At 62.6% G+C, this 17,302-nt stretch carries 13 protein-coding genes; 5 read left to right on the top strand and 8 right to left on the bottom strand.

What is annotated here, in order from left to right; all coding sequences use genetic code 11:
- Nucleotides 1-2,352, top strand: coding sequence for a transketolase-like TK C-terminal-containing protein (locus AB4Y87_RS06245; RefSeq protein WP_442003547.1), 2,352 nt, complete (start codon nucleotides 1-3; stop codon nucleotides 2,350-2,352).
- Nucleotides 2,353-2,365: 13 nt separating this feature from the next.
- Here AB4Y87_RS06245 and AB4Y87_RS06240 read toward each other — a convergent pair whose 3' ends face one another.
- The 6 genes from AB4Y87_RS06240 to paaA are packed head-to-tail and all read right to left on the bottom strand — an operon-like array spanning nucleotide 2,366 to nucleotide 7,237.
- Nucleotides 2,366-3,145 carry an enoyl-CoA hydratase/isomerase family protein gene (locus tag AB4Y87_RS06240; RefSeq protein WP_442003546.1) on the bottom strand — a complete coding sequence of 260 codons (780 nt, stop codon included), beginning with the start codon at nucleotides 3,143-3,145 and terminating at the stop codon, nucleotides 2,366-2,368.
- Between the two features lie 10 nt (nucleotides 3,146-3,155).
- Nucleotides 3,156-4,361 (bottom strand): 1,2-phenylacetyl-CoA epoxidase subunit PaaE, encoded by a 1,206-nt coding sequence (gene paaE, locus AB4Y87_RS06235; protein ID WP_442003545.1) that lies wholly within the window; start codon nucleotides 4,359-4,361, stop codon nucleotides 3,156-3,158.
- Nucleotides 4,362-4,369: 8 nt separating this feature from the next.
- Entirely contained in the window at nucleotides 4,370-4,942 is a 573-nt protein-coding gene (paaD, locus tag AB4Y87_RS06230) for a 1,2-phenylacetyl-CoA epoxidase subunit PaaD (RefSeq protein WP_442003544.1), read from the bottom strand.
- Between the two features lie 5 nt (nucleotides 4,943-4,947).
- Nucleotides 4,948-5,865 (bottom strand): 1,2-phenylacetyl-CoA epoxidase subunit PaaC, encoded by a 918-nt coding sequence (gene paaC / locus AB4Y87_RS06225; protein ID WP_442003543.1) that lies wholly within the window; start codon nucleotides 5,863-5,865, stop codon nucleotides 4,948-4,950.
- Nucleotides 5,865-6,242, bottom strand: a complete 378-nt coding sequence (gene paaB / locus AB4Y87_RS06220; RefSeq protein ID WP_442003542.1) for a 1,2-phenylacetyl-CoA epoxidase subunit PaaB — start codon at nucleotides 6,240-6,242, stop codon at nucleotides 5,865-5,867. Before paaB ends, paaC begins: the two co-directional genes overlap by 1 nt.
- On the bottom strand, nucleotides 6,242-7,237 hold the full coding sequence (gene paaA, locus AB4Y87_RS06215) for a 1,2-phenylacetyl-CoA epoxidase subunit PaaA (RefSeq protein ID WP_442003541.1): 996 nt from the start codon (nucleotides 7,235-7,237) through the stop codon (nucleotides 6,242-6,244). Before paaA ends, paaB begins: the two co-directional genes overlap by 1 nt.
- A gap of 246 nt (nucleotides 7,238-7,483) precedes the next feature.
- Between paaA and AB4Y87_RS06210 the strand changes: the two genes are divergently transcribed.
- The 4 genes from AB4Y87_RS06210 (at nucleotide 7,484) to AB4Y87_RS06195 (ending at nucleotide 16,022) form a co-directional block, all read left to right on the top strand.
- A complete protein-coding gene (locus tag AB4Y87_RS06210) occupies nucleotides 7,484-9,148 on the top strand; it encodes an alkaline phosphatase D family protein (protein ID WP_442003540.1) in 1,665 nt (554 codons plus the stop codon).
- Between the two features lie 212 nt (nucleotides 9,149-9,360).
- Nucleotides 9,361-12,807 carry a response regulator gene (locus AB4Y87_RS06205; RefSeq protein ID WP_442003539.1) on the top strand — a complete coding sequence of 1,149 codons (3,447 nt, stop codon included), beginning with the start codon at nucleotides 9,361-9,363 and terminating at the stop codon, nucleotides 12,805-12,807.
- Nucleotides 12,804-13,733, top strand: a complete 930-nt coding sequence (locus tag AB4Y87_RS06200; RefSeq protein WP_442003538.1) for a GGDEF domain-containing protein — start codon at nucleotides 12,804-12,806, stop codon at nucleotides 13,731-13,733. The genes AB4Y87_RS06205 and AB4Y87_RS06200 overlap by 4 nt, the downstream gene beginning before the upstream one ends.
- 63 nt (nucleotides 13,734-13,796) lie before the next feature.
- On the top strand, nucleotides 13,797-16,022 hold the full coding sequence (locus AB4Y87_RS06195; protein ID WP_442003537.1) for a S9 family peptidase: 2,226 nt from the start codon (nucleotides 13,797-13,799) through the stop codon (nucleotides 16,020-16,022).
- A gap of 188 nt (nucleotides 16,023-16,210) precedes the next feature.
- Here AB4Y87_RS06195 and AB4Y87_RS06190 read toward each other — a convergent pair whose 3' ends face one another.
- Both AB4Y87_RS06190 and AB4Y87_RS06185 read right to left on the bottom strand, forming a co-directional pair.
- Nucleotides 16,211-16,765, bottom strand: a complete 555-nt coding sequence (locus AB4Y87_RS06190; RefSeq protein ID WP_442003536.1) for a nucleotidyl transferase AbiEii/AbiGii toxin family protein — start codon at nucleotides 16,763-16,765, stop codon at nucleotides 16,211-16,213.
- On the bottom strand, nucleotides 16,744-17,238 hold the full coding sequence (locus AB4Y87_RS06185; RefSeq protein ID WP_442003535.1) for a hypothetical protein: 495 nt from the start codon (nucleotides 17,236-17,238) through the stop codon (nucleotides 16,744-16,746). The genes AB4Y87_RS06190 and AB4Y87_RS06185 overlap by 22 nt, the downstream gene beginning before the upstream one ends.
- Nucleotides 17,239-17,302: the final 64 nt, after the last annotated feature.

Genomic DNA, 17,302 nt, shown 5'->3' with positions numbered 1-17,302 from the left:
ATGAACCTGACCCCAGTCAGCCATGACCTGGCGCCGAAGACCGCCCCGACCTTCGAAGACCCCCAACTGGACGCACTTGCCGCTATAGAACGCCGCGTTCTGTGGCTTGCGACATCCATAATCCACCACGCAAACAACGTGCGCCCGAACCCATCCGGCATCAAGGTGGGCGGACACCAGGCCTCGAGTGCCTCCATTGCCACGATAATGACCTCGCTCTGGTTCGGGCAGCTTCGCGCCGAGGACCGCGTCTCGGTGAAGCCCCACGCCTCGCCGGTGCTCCACAGCATCAACTATCTGCTGGGCAGCTTGGATGAAAAGTACCTCACAACRCTGCGCGAGTTCGGCGGACTGCAGAGCTACCCCAGCCGTGCCAAGGACCCGGATCCCGTTGACTACTCCACGGGCTCCGTCGGCATCGGGGCCACCGCGCCGATCTGGGGTGCCATTTCGCGGCGATACATCGAGACCGTGAGCGGCACATCGAACCGTGGACGCCAGTACTCGCTCGTTGGCGACGCCGAACTGGATGAGGGTGCCATCTGGGAGGCCGTGCTGGACTCGAACGTTGCTGATCTTGGTGAGATCGTCTGGATCGTTGACCTGAACAGGCAGTCCCTTGACCGGGTGGTTCCAAACATTGCTGCTGGCAAGATCGAGCGTCTTTTCGAGGCCGCTGGCTGGCAGGTCATCACCGTGCGCTTCGGTCACCTCTTGGAAAGCCTCATGGACAGGACAGGAGGCGACGCGCTCCGGAAGCGCATTGTTGAGATGTCCAATCCCGAGTACCAACGGCTACTGCGTTGCTCCGCCGAAGAGCTGCGCCGGAGGCTCCCTGGTGAGGGCGCAGTGGGTGCGGCAATCGCGGAACTTATTGCCGGCGTCGAGGACCAGACCCTGACCCAGGCCATCAGGAACCTGGGCGGGCACGACCTCGCCGCGTTGCGCGAGGCCTACTCCCGGATCGATGACACCCGTCCCACGGTCATCATCGCCTACACCGTCAAGGGCAACGGACTGCCCACCGAGGGCCATCCGCAAAACCACTCCTCGCTGCTTACCGTCGATCAATACCGCCAACTCGCAGACACAATGGGCGAAGACCCCGACTCACCATGGGCGCGGTTCGATCCCGTAACCACTGAGGGGCAGCTGGTACGGACCACAGCGGAAACCCTGCGGCGCACGGTTGAACCCGCGGTTGCCCCGCCCGCAGTACCGGCAGATTTCGGCAGAACTCCCTCGGGAACAGCCACCACACAGGCAGCCCTGGGCCGCACTTTGCTGGACGTCACCCGTGCGGCGCCCGCCGTCGCCCGTCGATTGGTGACTGTCAGCCCGGATGTAAGTTCCAGCACCAACCTTGCCGGCTGGCTGAACAAGGTGGGCGTATGGTCAGTGGAAGAGCGCCCTGACTGGTTCAGCGACGACACCGAGACCGTCATGCACTGGCGGGAAAAACCTACCGGGCAGCACATCGAACTTGGCATCGCCGAGGTAAACCTTGTCAGCCTCCTCGGCGAGCTTGGCGCAACCTGGAGCCGCTGGGGCCAGCCGCTGTTCCCGATCGGCGTGCTCTATGACCCTTTCGTCGAGCGAGCCTTGGAACCATGGTCCTACGGCATCTACGCCGGCGGTCAGTCAATCCTGGTAGGTACGCCGTCGGGCGTCACGCTTGCTCCCGAAGGCGGTGCGCACCAGTCCATCAAGACGCCGTCCATCGGCATGGAACAGCCCGGCTGCACCAGCTACGAACCAGCCTTCGCCATCGACGTCGAGTGGACGCTGCTCGCCTCCATGTCCCAACTCGGGAGACCGGGCGGCAAATCCGCCTACCTGCGGCTCTCCACAAAACCCATCGACCAACAACTGGCTGCCGTCCCGGAAGATCCAGCCGCGCGTGAGCGTCGCCGTCGCCAAGTGGTCGCGGGCGGCTACATGCTCCGCGCGGCGGCGACACCGTGCGCGACAATCGTCGCCATGGGCGCCATGGTCCCGGAAGCGGTTGTGGCCTCCGAGCGACTCGCCGCCCAAGGCACCCCCGTGGACGTCATATGCGTCACGAGCCCCGGCCTGCTCTACGACGCCCTGCAAGGCCGCAATGGGCAGAACCCGGACGCACCGTCCTGGATCCTGGACCAAATCCTGCCTTCAGGGCGCGCCGTCCCCATGGTCACCGTGCTCGACGGCCACCCCCACACACTCGCGTTCCTCGCCGGTGTGCATCAAGTCAAAAGCCGCAACCTCGGCGTAGACACTTTCGGCCAGGCTGGCGGCCTCGAGGACGTCTACCGCTACCACGGGATCGACATCGACAGCATCGTCCGCGCTGTCCTGGATTTGGTCCAATGACAGAGGCTCGGGATCACCCCTTGAAAACCGGCGCCCGCTTCTCCTGGAAAGCCCGGAAGCCCTCGGCGTAATCCTCGGTCTTGCAGAGGCGGGCCTGCTCAGTGTTTTCCTCGGCCATTGATGCCCAGAGGCCCAGGCGCTGATCACGGATGTGGGCCACAAGTTCCTTGGAGGCCTTGAAAGCCTCAGTGGCTCCGGTAGCCACCCTCTCGACGATCGCTCGCGTCATGGCAAGCAACGCATCATCGGGCATCGCACGGCTGAACATTCCCCGTTCAACGGCCTCGGAGCCAGAGATCAGATCGGCTGTGTAGATCAGGTCCAGTGTGCGATGCATGCCCAGGCGCTCAGTGAAGTACCAGTGCCCGCCGGAATCCAGGGTGGCGCCCAGCTTGGCGAAAGGTGAACCAAATTTGGCATTCTCCCCCACATACACCACGTCCGTGGCCAACAGCAGTCCGAGACCGACACCCAGGCAGGCACCGTGCGCAGCAGCAAAAGTGGGTGCAGGGAATGCGGCCATCTTCTTCAGGAGCGGCTCCACCAGCCCACCGAGATACGCCTGCGCGTCATCGGTTTCGGGGGTAACGCCGGCAATGTCGCGGCCGGCGCAGAAGGCTCGCCCCTCTCCGCGAAGCAGCAGCGCCCGCACCTCACCGCGCGAGGCGGCGGCAGCGGCGTCGTAGTACGCCTTGTCCAATTCGGCAAGCGCGTCCTCGTTGAGCGAGTTCAGCTTTTCGGGGGCATTGAGGACAATTTCGGCAATGCCGTTGGCAATGGAGAGCTCGATCATGGGGGACTCCTTAGACGTCGAAGTCGACAGTAACTTCTTCGCTGGTGGGGTGGGACTGGCAGGTGAGGACGTAGCCCTTATCCAGCTCGTCCTGCTCGAGGGCGTAGTTCTCATCCATGGACACCGTACCCGTCACCAGCTTGGCGCGGCAGGTGCCGCAGACCCCGCCCGCACACGCGAACGGAACATCGGGGCGGACACGAAGGGCAGCATTGAGGATGGACTCGCGAGCATGCGTGGGACTCGCCACCTCGCCGGTCAAGCCGTCCAGCTTAAACGTGATCTTGTACGTTTCCTTCGACTCGTCCTCCACAACGGGACGGCCGGCATTGCCCTCAGGGCGGTCAGGACGACCAGTGGTGAACAGCTCGAAACGAACGTGCTCGGGCTTCACACCACGGGCAGCGAGTGTGTCGCGGCACAGTTGGACCAGCTCGAACGGCCCACACAGGAACCACTCGTCCACATCCTCGGAATGGATGGCACTGCTCAGCAACGCCTGCAGCTTCTCGGAATCGATGCGGCCGGTCATCAGCGGCGCGATCCGCTGCTCGCGGGACAACACGTGGTGCAGCGCCAGGCGCGAAGGGTACTTGTCCTTCAGGTCCGCCAGTTCCTCCAGGAACATGACGTCCATGGCGGCTTTGTTGGCGTAGATCAGGTCAAAAGTGGTCTCAGGGTTGGCGGCCAGCAGTGTCCGGGCAATCGCGATCACGGGCGTGATGCCCGAGCCTGCAGCGATCGCAACGAAGTTCCCGGGCTCCCCCGCCAACTCCTCGGGGTGGTTCATGGAGTTCATGACATTGTGCTGGACCGCCGAGCCGTCCTTGCCGTGCCGCGAAATGAAAGCACCCTGCGGGCTCATCACGTCCAGGACGTCGCCGGCCTTCAACTCCGCGTTGGCCCAGGTGGAGAAAGTGCCGCCCAGGTCCTTTTTGATGGCCACCCGGATCTCGCTGCTGCCATCCGCGAAACTGCGCGGCTCTGCACAGATCGAGTAGCTGCGGCGGACCTCGTGCTGCTCACCATTCTCGTCCGGCAGCGTGGTGCGCAACGCGACGTACTGGCCTGGGAGATAGTCATACTGACCAGCCAGCTCGGCAGGAACAGCGAACGTCACCTCGATTGCGTCGTCCGTAAGGCGCCGGACTTCCGAGACGGTCAGGGAATGGAAAGACGCACGACGGCGGCTGGCCGTCTGGGTTTCGGTGGTCATGGAATTCCTTAGAGGACTTTGAAGTAGTCGAACGGTTCCTTGCAGTCCTGGCAGACGAACAACGCCTTGCAGGACGTGGAACCAAAGCGGGTGAGCTCCTTGGTGTTCAACGACGAACACTGCGGGCATTTCACAGCCAGGTTCAAACGAACGGGACCGGAGTGGCCCCCGGCTTTTGAATGGCCACTTGGAGGGGCGATCCCGTACTCCTGCAGCTTGGCCTTGCCGGACTCCGTCATCCAGTCCGTGGTCCAGGCCGGGGAGAGCACCAGGTTGACGTGCACACTCGCGTAGCCCTCCTTTTCGAAGGCCCTCCGCACATCGTCAGCAATCGCGTCCATCGCCGGGCAGCCCGAGTACGTGGGCGTGATGGTGACCTCGACGGCGGTACGTGAGGTGCCGCCGTCGTCCGCTTTGTCCGTGGGCTGCTGCGCCTCCGTGGCCTCGACGACCTGGACGCCGCGGAGAATGCCGAGGTCCTCGATGGTGAGGACCGGGATCTCAGGATCGCAGACCGTGGACGCGATGTCCCAGGCCCGCTGCTCTTGTGTCCGCATCTGCGTCCCTGACAGGCTCGTCATGGTGGTCACCAGCTCGCGCCGGGGTGTTCGCGGGCCAGGACCTGCATCTCAGCGAGGATGTAACCCAGGAACTCGGAGTGCTTGCCACGACGGCCGCCACCGAGTGCTTGCGGGACGGCGGGGATGTCCAGTTCGGCTTCGGCCATGATCTCGCCGGTGAGCCGATCGAATTCAGCTCGCAGGCTAGAGGGCTGAACAGTCACGCCAGCCTCGGCCAGGCGTGTAGTGAGCTCATCGTCCTCGAAGAGTTCGTCCACATAGGGCCATACGAGCTTGAAGCCCTGGATGATGCGGGCGCGGGATTCGTCCGTTCCGCCAGCCAGGCGCAGCACCCACTGGGCGCTGTGGTCGCGGTGGTAATCCACTTCCTTCACGGCTTTGGCGGAGATGGCTGCGAGGGTGGGATCAGTGGAGTCCATGAGCCGCGTGTAGAGCTCGTACTGGTAGTAGCTGACGATGAACTGGCGGGCGATGGTCACCGCGAAGTCCCCGTTGGGCTGCTCGAAAAGGTGTGCAGAACGGAATTCGTGTTCGCGGCGGAAGTACGCCAGATCGTCCTCGGACTTGTCCCACGCGGCACCGGCGTAGGTCAGGAACGAGCGCGCGTGGCCCAACTGGTCCAGCGCAATGTTGCCGAGTGCGATGTCTTCCTCGAGCTCAGGAGCACGGGAAATCCAGTGGCCCAGGCGCTGGGCGAGGATCAGTCCGTCGTCGCCGATCCTCAGGGCAAACTCGGCAACGTCCTCGCTCGGCTTGACCTGTCCACGCCGTACTTCAAGGGCGATGTCCTCCGGACGGAGGGCGTTGCCCGGCGTGATGCGGGTGGCGCTGGCTGAACCGTCGCCGGAGGCTCCCGCTCCGTGGACGCCCACGGAGATATCGCCGTGGCCTTCAATAGCGAAGTCAGTGTCTTTATCAGTCATCACAGGTGCTTCACGCCTTCGCTCTTGGTGTAATACGTTGCGTGGCGGTAGTCCTTGCCTTGCGGCGATTCGAAGAAGGCACCCTTGGAATCGGGATCGCTGGAGGTGATTGCCTCGGCGGGGACAACCCAGATGGAGACGCCTTCGTTGCGGCGGGTGTAAAGATCGCGGGCATTCCTGAGGGCCATGGCGGCATCAGGAGCGTGCAAAGATCCGGCGTGCACGTGGGACAGTCCACGACTGGAGCGCACGAAGACTTCCCAGAGGGACCAGGGGGTCTCGTGGTGCTGTTCAGTAGCGGCTGCGACTTTGGGCGCCTCGCGCTTGATCTCGCTGGCCGAGCTTGCCGGTTCTTCCGGGTTACCGTGGGGAGCCATTATGCTGCGTTCACTTTCTCTGCTTGCTTGCGGGCGTAGGCAACGGCTGCTTCGCGAACCCAGGCACCGTTTTCGTGTGCCTCGCGGCGGCGCTCGACGCGCTGCGAGTTGCAGGGGCCGCGGCCGGCCAGGACTTCCTTGAACTCGTTCCAGTCCAGGGGTCCGTGCTCCCACTTCTTGGTTTCTTCGTTGAAACGGATGTCCTTGTCAGGCAGGGTCAGGCCGAGGACCTTGACCTGCTCCACCATCATGCCGACGAACCGGCTGCGCAGTTCATCGTTGCTGAACCGCTTGATGTTCCAGGCCATGGACTGCTTGGAGTTGGGTGAGTCATCATCCGGCGGGCCAAACATCATCAGCGACGGCGCGTACCACCGGTTCACTGCTTCCTGGGCCATCTGCTTCTGCGCAGGCGTGCCGTTGGAAAGTTCCAGCAGGATCTCGAAACCCTGGCGCTGGTGGAAGGACTCTTCCTTGCAGATGCGCACCATTGCGCGGCCGTAAGGACCGTAGGAGGCGCGGCACAGGGGCACCTGGTTGCAAATGGCGGCGCCATCCACAAGCCAACCGATGGCTCCCATGTCCGCCCAGGAAATCGCCGGGTAGTTGAAGATCGACGAGTACCGGGCTTTGCCGGCAATGAGGTCTTCCATCATCTTGTCCCGGGTCTGCCCCAGGGTCTCAGCTGCCGAGTAGAGATACAGGCCGTGGCCTGCCTCGTCCTGGACCTTGGCCATGAGGATGGACTTGCGCTTCAGGCTCGGAGCGCGGGTGATCCAGTTGGCTTCCGGCTGCATGCCGATGATTTCCGAGTGCGCGTGCTGCGAGATCTGACGCAGCAAAGTCTTGCGGTAAGCCTCCGGCATCCAGTCGCGCGGTTCGATGCGCGAGTCTTCCGAGATGATGCGATCAAAGTACGCTTTCCCGGCTGCCTCCCGCTCCTGCTCTTCCGGGGACAGCTCAGCGGGCACTGATTGCAGATTCTGCGATGCCATGGTTGCTCCTAATAAATTACCGACCGTTCGTTCAGAATATGCGGAGCGGGCGTTTTCAGTCAAGCGTTCGGCTGTGGTTGGAGGTGACCTGGGGCGGCCGCTCACATCCTGCTGGATCATTCGAGCGATGAGCAGTGACAGTCCGGGCAGGGACCCGGCTCGGGTTGCGTGCCACTCGGAATGATCCAGCAGAATCCTTCACCCCAGGCTTACCCGCTGTTCACGGCGGCCCGAAACAGTGGAACCATGACTGATCTCTCACGCCGCGCCCTCGTCAAAACATCCTTAACCGGCTTGGCTTTGGCTGGCCTCGCAACCGGTACCGCCGCACCTGCTCCCGCAGCCATCCCCCTGATCCGCAAACGCCTCACGCTCCCCACGGGAATCGCCACTGGGGATGTCACCACCGATTCCGCTGTCCTCTGGTCACGCGCCTCGGGCCAGGGCCGATTGAGCGCCAGGCTGCAAGCAGTGGATAGCGCAGGCGAAGTTCTTCGCGGACGCTACGGATTCAGCCGCACCATCCAAGGCCCCCTCGCTACCGAAGCCAGCGACTTCACCGCCAAGATCCACGCCAAAGGACTTCCTGCGGGAACCCGCTTCGCCCTTGAACTTAACTTCGAGGACGAGAACGGACTCGGCGAGGCAGTCATGGGGACGTTCACCACAGCCCCCGGCTCATCGGTAAACAACGGTGCCGGGAACGGCGGCCCTGAAGACGAGCGCGAAGGCCGCAAGCCGTCGTCGTCCTCGCAGTCCTTTGTGTGGACCGGCGACACCGCCGGGCAGGGCTGGGGCATCAATGAGGAAATCGGCGGCATGCGGGGCTACAAAGCAATGCACGCAACGCGCCCGGACTTCTTTATCCACTCGGGGGACACCATCTACGCCGACGGCCCCATCGCCACCACGGTCACCGAGAAGGACGGTCAGGTATGGCGGAATATCGTAACTGAGGAAGTCTCCAAGGTTGCCGAAACCCTTAAGGAATACCGGGGACGGCACCGCTACAACTCGCTGGACGCCAACATGCGGGCCATGTTCGCCGAGGTCCCTGTGATAGCCCAATGGGATGACCACGAGACACACAACAACTGGTACCCCGGCCAGATCCTGGACGATGACCGCTACACGGAACGCAACGTGAATGTCCTGGCCGCCCGCGGCCGGCAGGCCTGGCAGGAGAACATGCCGATCGCAGACTCCGCGGCGTTATGGCGCCCGGGAACGTTCGACGCCGGCCAGTACCAACCTGCGCGCATCTACCGGAAGATTTCGCGCGGCCCGCAGCTGGACATCTTCTGCCTGGACATGAGGACCTACAAGTCCCCCAACACCGACGGCAAAGAACCGTACGCCACCAACATCCTCGGCCAGGAGCAGGTGGATTGGCTGATCAAGGAAGTACGCCAGTCAAAGGCAACGTGGAAGGTGATCGCAGCTGACCTGCCGCTGGGCATCATCGTGCCCGATGGTCCGGTGAACCAAGAGAGCCTCTCCAACCGGGATAACGGTGCTCCGCTGGGACGCGAACTGGAAATCGCCGGCGTGCTGAGCGCTTTCAAGCGGGACGGCGTCAAGAACACTGTGTGGCTGACGGCGGACGTGCACTACTGCGCAGCCCATCACTACTCCCCCGAACGAGCGTCTTTCACCGATTTCGATCCCTTCTGGGAGTTCGTGGCTGGCCCCATCAACGCTGGCTCGTTCGGACCCAACGACATGGATGGAACTTTTGGGCCGGAAGTGGTGTTCGCCAAGGCTGGTCGCTTCCCGGGCGAATCTCCACGCGATGGCGAGAACCAATATTTCGGGCACGTGGATCTTGCCGCCGACAGCACCTTCACCGTAAGCCTCCGCAACGCCAATGGGGCTGTGCTGTTCTCGAAGACCCTCATCCCGCAGCGCTAGCCCAACTGAGCCGCAGCAGAGCGCGTTCTGAGCTCTCAAAACGCGCTCAGCTGCGACTTAGATGGGGTCTCACAGGACGATAGAGTCTCACGGGACGTTACCTTTGTGTGTTGCCGGTCACTTAAGCACACTTTCGGCGTATGCTCTCCTCAGCGCAAAGGCAAGATGCGTTGTTCGCTTTTGGTGGGGCCACTTTCGAAGGCAGGGGTTCAGTGGCAGGAGTGAAGCACGAGGTTCTTCCGGTGCGCTCGTGGTCGCGGCAGGGTATACCGCTTTTCCTTGTAGCAGTGGGAGTGTGCGCAGTCTTTTTGGCCGTAGGGCTCGGAAGCGGTATCGGCACACCCACAGCTCAGCTGGCAGGCGACTTTGCGATCCTTATCGCCGCCCTGACTGCGCTGATGACACACACACGCGCGGCTCTACATGGACACGGCAATACAAAAGCCCGTTGGTTCGTGGTTGCCGGTTTGGCTCTCTGGTCCTGCGGCCAAGCACTCTGGACATTCAACGGCATAGTGCTGGACCACGCCTACCCCTTCCCTTCGGCTTCGGACATCGGATTCGTCGGCTATGCGCTGCCGGTCGCCGTCGGACTTGTCCTGCTTTCCAAGGGCGGCAGCGTCCGCATGTCGGTTCTCCGCACTGTCCTGGACGTCGGAACGGTAGCCAGCGCGGTTCTCTTCATCGCGTGGGGCGCAGTGCTGGGCCCGCTGATCGCGGCAGGAAACGTTGACATCCTGGCCTTTCTGACCACGCTGGCCTACCCCTTYGTTGACGTGGTTATGGTTTCGCTGGTGATCGTGCTGACCATGCGCGCCGCCCGTGGCCGGCGCCTTCCGTGGCTGTGCCTGGGCCTGGGCTTCCTGGTGCTCGCGTTGACTGACCTGACCTACGTCCGGCTTACCGCCGAAGGCGTCACAGGTGTGACCGGATCCCCCTTGGCGCTTGGCTGGGTAGCAGCTTTCCTGCTCATCGGGTTCAGCCCCCTGGCTCCAGAGGCCAGCAGCAGCAAGAAAGACGGGCGCACGTATGCTGCGGCCTTGGAACTCCTTCCGTACATTCCCGTTTTTGGTGCAGTCCTTTTCAACCGCAGCCGGGCCATCAACCTGGGAGACCCGATCCTGCTGATCACGGGCCTCCTGGTCTTGGTGTTCGTCATCGTGCGGCAGGTGCTGATCGTCGTCGAGAATGTGAGCCTTACGCGGGACCTGGAGTCAAAGGTGGCTGCCCGTACAGCCGAGCTTGAGGGCTTGGGAGCGATCGTGAACTCCTCCGGTGACGCCATCATTGGCAAGACGCCTGAGGGCGAGATCCTCAGTTGGAACCCGGGGGCTGAGCGGATTTTCGGCTACACGGCAGAGCAGGCCATAGGCAAGAACAGCGACTTCTTTATCCCCGGGGAATTGCGGGAAGCAGAACACGAGGCCCTTCGGACAACTGCCGAAAGCGGTGCCGTTCAAAACTTTGAGACCCTTCGCCAACGCGGAGATGGCGTCATCATTCCAGTTTCCGTAACTCTTTCCCCTGTCCGCGGCGAATCAGGCTTCAGGGGTGTCGCCACAATTTCCCGGGACATCACGGACCGCAAAGCTTCCGAAGCCGAACTCCTGGCTGCCCGGGAAGCCGCCTTGGAATCGAGCAGGCTCAAGTCGGAGTTCCTGGCCACCATGAGCCACGAGATCAGGACTCCCCTGAACGCCGTGATCGGCCTGACATCGCTCATGATGGACACCCGCCTGAACGAGGTCCAACGGCAGTACGCCCAGGGAGTTAAAGGCGCCGGAGAGGTTCTCCTGACTCTGATCAACGACATCCTGGACTTCTCCAAGCTGGAAGCCGGGAAGGTGGACCTGGACATCACGGCGTTCGATCCCCGCGCGCTGGTGGAGGAGGTTGCAGGGCTGGTTGCCGAACAAGCCCAAAGCAAGGATCTTGAGCTGATCTCCTACTGCCACCCCAACGTGCCGGAACGGCTCATGGGCGACTCCGGGCGGATCCGCCAGATCCTGCTGAATCTGTCATCCAATGCAGTCAAGTTCACCCCATCCGGCGAGGTGGAGATCCAGGTCTCCGTGGTCAACCAGGATTCAAACAAAGCCTCCCTGCGGTTTGAGGTCCGCGACACGGGAATCGGCATCAGCGCCGAAGACCACCACCGGTTGTTCGAATCCTTCGCCCAGGCAGATGCCTCCACCACCCGCCGTTACGGCGGCACGGGCCTCGGCCTGGCCATCTCGCGGCGACTGACCGAAGTCATGGGCGGCGAAATCGGCCTCGACAGCGAAATGGGAGTAGGCAGCAAATTCTGGTTTGTCCTGGAACTGCCTGTGGGCCCACCCGCCACGGACACCGGGCTCCTGCCTGCCTCGCTCGCGGGCCAAAAGGTCCTGGTGGTGGACGACAACGCCACCAACCGCTTGGTACTGGAGACACAGCTTGCAAGCTGGGGCATGCAGCCGGTGGCAGTCGCAGATGCGCGCACCGCTATGGACGAATACCGGCTGGCCGTTTCGAACCACCACCCTTACGACATCGCCGTGGTGGACATGTGCATGCCCGACGTCGACGGCCTGGAGCTGGCCCGCCAAATCAAGGAAGAAAGCAACGGCTCGGGCGGCCCGGGGATCATTCTCCTGACCTCCACCATGCAAGTGAACAAGGCCGATCTTACGTCCGCGGGAATCCGCGAGTACCTCACCAAGCCCGTACGGAGCTCCGAGTTCTACAACCGGCTCCTGCGGCTCCTGGCCACGAAAACAATGGGCAAGCCAGCGCCCCTTGGAACGCAGCCCGAGCTGCCGCCCCGGGACCCGGAACTCCGCCTCGGCAAACTTCTGGTGGCTGAAGACAATGAGGTCAATCAGCTGGTGGCCCGCGGGATGGCGAACAGGCTCGGCTACGAAGTAGACATCGTCGACGACGGCGCGCAAGCCGTTGCTGCGACACTCACCGGAAACTATGCTGCCGTTCTTATGGACTGTCACATGCCGGTGATGGATGGCTTTGAGGCGACAAAGACGATTCGTTCCCGGGATGCCAAGACCGTGAGGATTCCCATCATTGCCATGACGGCCGGGGCCCTGAATGAGGACCGCGAGCGCTGTTTCGCCGCCGGCATGGACGATTACATCAGTAAACCTGTGGATCTGGACAAGCTCCGCGACATCCTGGCCCGGTGGGTGCCGCAGGAGCGGTTGGAGCCCCAGCTGCAGCTGGCGGAAGCACCGCCGTCGAGCGCTGTTGTTTTGGACGCTTCCGAGTCCGGCCACGCTGCCGAGCCTGACGACGCCGGCAGTACCGTCCTGGACGAGGACAGGCTGCAGATTCTGCGTGAACTTGGGCCGGCGGACGGTATGGGCCTGCTGCCCGAAGCCATCAGGGCCTTCCGTGAGGAAGCCCAGCGTGCACAGGAGAAATTGCGTTCGGCCCTTGAAAGCGGGCAGGCCAACGCGGTGGAGGCCGCCGCCCACAAACTCGCGGGGGCCGCGGCCAACATCGGCGCTACAGGCGCCGCCACCTTGGCCAAGGACTTGGAACGGCTCGGCCGTGAGGCGGGCCCGGATGTTGCAGCAGATGGAACGCCTGTACTTGATCAACTGAATTCGGAACTCGCACGGGTGGATGGGGCACTCGCGCGCACATTATTGGGAGCCCCATGAAAGTATTAATCGCCGACGACGACCAGATTTCCCGGATGATCACCAAGGCCGCCGTCGAGCAATCCGGTCATGACTGCATCGTGGCAGTGGATGGCGACTCGGCCTGGGACCTTTACCAGGCACATGCTCCGGCGGCCGTGGTGACGGACCTGATGATGCCGGGTTTGAACGGCTTGGATCTTTGCCGGGCGATCCGCGAGCGCGAGCAGGACACCTACACCTACGTGATCCTGGTGACCTCCCACGGTTCGCGAAAGGACGTCCTGGCAGGCATGGAGGCCGGCGCGGACGATTACGTCACCAAACCGTTGGACCCCTTCAACCTGCACATTCGCCTGCTTGCCGCACAACGCATCACCTCGCTGCACGCAGACCTCGCAAAGTATCGAACGGCGCTGACAAAACAGGCCCGGACCGACCCCCTGACCAAGCTGAACAACAGGCTCAAGCTGACCGAAGACCTGGGACAACTGCACGGCAGAAGTGACCGCTACTCGCGGGACTATTGTCTGGCGATGGTGGATGTGGACAACTTCAAGAGCTACAACGATATTTACGGCCACCAGGCGGGAGACGCCGCATTGGTGGCCATCGCTTCGACACTTGCCGGCGAGGTCCGCCAGTCCGACGGCGTGTACAGGTTCGGCGGCGAGGAGTTCCTCTTGGTCCTTCGGGAGCAGACGGCCACTGGCGCCGAAGTGGTCATGGAGCGGATTCGGGCAGCTGTTCATGCGCTGCAGATCGAGCACTCCGGGGACCCCGACGGCATACTCACCATCAGCGCCGGTGTCTCGGCATTCGCTGATGGGCACCGCGCCGGGACGGAGCAGTTGCTGCGCGAAGCGGACCTTGCTCTGTACGCGGCAAAGGCATCGGGCCGGAACCGCGTCACGTTGGCCAGCACGCTTTCGCAGGGCGTGGACTAAGCATCTGGGCGCTCTGAGCGAAATCGCTGGTTCCTTGTCAGAGGCCGTCTATAGAGTTGCCGTATGAGCCACACTTCCTCCGCGCCTGCCGCTGTCCCTGCCAACGGTTCAGCGCCGCAGCCGCCTGTTGCCAAACGTGTCCCCAGCCGCCGCGAACACCACGGTGACGTCTTTGTGGACAACTACGAATGGCTCCGGGACAAGGAATCCGCAGAGGTAGTGGAGCACCTCAAGGCAGAGAACGCCTATCAGGAGGCTGTCACCGCGCATCAGGCACCGCTCCGGGAAGCAATATTCCAGGAGATCAAGGGCCGCACCCAGGAAACTGATCTGTCCGTACCCAGCCGTAAGGATGGCTGGTGGTATTACAGCCGTTCAGTGGAGGGCAAGGAATACAGCATCCATTGCCGGGTGGTGGCGCGGAACACTGGTGACCCCGTAACTGACTGGACTCCGCCATCCGTTGAGCCGGGCGTGGAGATCCCGGGCGAGCAGGTGCTTTTGGACGGAAACGTGGAAGCCGAGGGCCAGCCTTTCTTCAGCATCGGTGGCGCTGCCGTGACCATCGACGGCAACCTTTACGCGTACGCGGTGGATAACTCCGGCGACGAACGATTCACACTGCGGATCAAGGACCTCCGGACGCGCGAACTCCTGCCGGACGTCATCGAGAACATCTTCTATGGCGTGGCGTTCTCCCCCGACGGCACCCGTATCTTCTACACCGTGGTGGACGATTCCTGGCGCCCCTACCAGGTCAAGTCACACGTCTTGGGCACGCCGGTTGCCGAAGATGAGGTTCTTTACCAGGAGGACGACGCCGCCATGTGGTTGGGCTTCGATCTCGCCTCTGACCGCCGCCACCTTGTGCTCAGCATCGGCTGCTCCGAGTTCAGCGAGACCCGGCTGCTCCGTTTTGATGATTACGACGCCGGGCTCAGCACGGTCATTCCCCGCGAGGAACACATTCTTTATGAGGCCGAGCCCTTCCTCCTGGCTGGCAAGGAGACCCTGCTCCTGACCCACAACAAGGACGCCATCAACTCGATGGTGAGCCTGGTTGACCCGTTCGAGCTCACCAAGCCGCTGGCAGAGCAGCACTGGCGGACAGTCGTCGAGCATTCCGACGACGTCCGCGTCAACGGCGCGGGCGTCACGTCCACGCACCTCGTGCTGTCCATCCGGAAGGACACCATTGAGCGTGTTCAGGTGCTGCCACTCGCAGGCCTGGGCACCCCGGAGCAGGCCGCGCCCGTGGAGCCGGCCTTCGACGAAGAGCTCTATACGGCCGGCGTTTCCAGCTCCGACTATGAGGCCCCCGTGATTCGCATGGGCTACACGTCCTACTTCACACCGTCGCGCGTCTACGACTTCGTTCTGCCCACTCCTGAGCTGCCATCAGGCCAGCTGCTGCTGCGCAAGGAAAGTCCGGTCCTGGGCGGTTACTCCGGCGAGGATTATGTGGCAACCCGTGAGTGGGCAACCGCCGACGACGGCACCCGGATTCCGCTGTCAGTGCTGCGCCACATTTCGGTACAGCAGGACGGCACGGCAGCTGGCTTGGTGTACGGCTATGGCTCGTACGAGATGAGCATGGACCCGGGCTTCGGCGTTGCCCGCTTGTCGCTGTTGGACCGCGGGATCGTCATGGTCATTGCGCACATCCGCGGCGGTGGTGAGCTGGGCCGTCACTGGTACGACGACGGGAAGAAGTTCAGCAAGAAGAACACTTTCACGGACTTCATCGCGGCCACCGACTGGCTGGCTGGTTCCGGCTGGGTGGACCCCTCCCGGGTTGCTGCCATGGGTGGTTCCGCTGGTGGCCTGCTCATGGGTGCCATCGCCAACATGGCTCCTGAAAAGTACGCGGCAGTGGTGGCTCAGGTGCCGTTCGTGGATCCATTGACCAGCATCCTGGATCCCGAGCTTCCCTTGTCGGCCTTGGAATGGGAAGAGTGGGGCAACCCCATCACCGATCCCGCGGCCTATGCCTACATGAAGTCCTACACTCCATACGAGAACGTACGGAGCGTGCCCTACCCCAAGATCGCAGCCGTGACTTCCTTCAACGACACCCGGGTTCTGTACGTGGAACCGGCCAAGTGGGTGCAGGCACTGCGTTCGGCAACCACGGGCTCCGAACCGATCGTCATGAAGATCGAGATGGACGGCGGCCACGGCGGAGCGTCCGGTCGGTACGTGCAGTGGCGCGAGCGGGCTTGGGACTACGCGTTTGTTGCCGACTCGCTGCGTGCCACGGAACTGCTTCCTGGAGCGGGGCTCAAGTAGCGGTGGAACGGGAACATGAGGCGCTGCGCTTGGCCGCGAGCCTCGTTGCCGCCTCGCTTGCTCCTGGCGCTTTGAGTTTCGCTGAAAAGCTCCTCGTTCCGTTCCCTTGGCTGGGTTTCCTTCCGCATAGCCAGCGGGAGCAATTTGCAGCTGAGTCCCTCGCCCACTGCGCCGCTCCGAACAAGAAATCATCTTTGGAACGACAAACGCCCGAAGGGCTGGATTGACGTTCTCGCTGTGCAACGAAACATCGTCGCACAGGCTTGGGAACGGCTTACTTCCGACCGCGTGAATCGTTTGCTGCTGAGGATGGAGTAGGCGTCGAGGTAGTCACGGGCGTAGCCGCGGGAGTAGACGGCGAGCAGTTTCGATGCGACTGAATCTTTCAGTGACAGCACGGGTCCGACGTCCACGATTGCGGGTTTGTTCTCCCACCAGTCCAAACCGAGATCAATCACGACCGTCGCATCGTCCTTGGCCACCGTCAGGCTGGCGAACTCCTCGTATTGGCGGGTGATCTCCACTGAGTATCCAGCACCGACAAGTGCGTAGGTGATTTTGTCCACGGCGGCCGCGAAGGTCTCGGGAGTATGCCAGCGGTGCTGGGCGAACAGGTCAATGTCCTCAGACATTCTGTCGATCACGCCGTGTTCGGCAAGTGCCTGTCCACCGGCGAGGATGAACCCGTCCGTGGCAAGAACAGAGAGGGCTATTTCCGTTGCTACGCGTTGAGCGTCGTCCATCCAGGATGTTCCTTGCTTTCGCGGTGTATGGGCAGCTGGGGAAAGGCGTCATTCCATAGCTGCCGGCACCGAGCGGGCAATCGCATGGAAGGCCACAAAGCAACCAGCCTGTCGGGGTTGATGATCCGGGCCATCTCTTCAGCGGATCCTGAGTTCTGCAGTGTCAGCTGGTAGAGCGTCCTGCAGCTGGCGTCATCGCCGACGTCATAGCGACGCTCTGGGCCCCAGTCCAAGTGGATGGGCAGTACCACATCACCGGATGCTGGCCCTTTCAGGTCTTCCAGTGAATCAGGGACGAGGTAGACCAGGGAGTCGGCGATGGTGTGTCTGACCTCCGGCCCATATACGTACTCTCGCAGTCCGGCACGGACACGTTCAGCGACTGTGGTCCCTTCCCGGGCCGCTTTGGCGTGTGCCTGGTTCCATAGCTCGTCCTCAACACGGACCGAACGCCTGGGCGTGCCTGCCGACATTGTTGACCTTCTTCCAAGGGGCTTCCGTCCCATCTTACAAGGTGTCATGACACCTTGTAAGCCC

Origin of the sequence: Paenarthrobacter sp. RAF54_2 (genome assembly GCF_052113945.1) — a bacterium.
GTDB lineage: Bacteria > Actinomycetota > Actinomycetes > Actinomycetales > Micrococcaceae > Arthrobacter.
The sequence above is the reverse complement of the archived record's forward strand: the minus strand, read 5'-3'. Positions and strand labels throughout refer to the sequence as shown.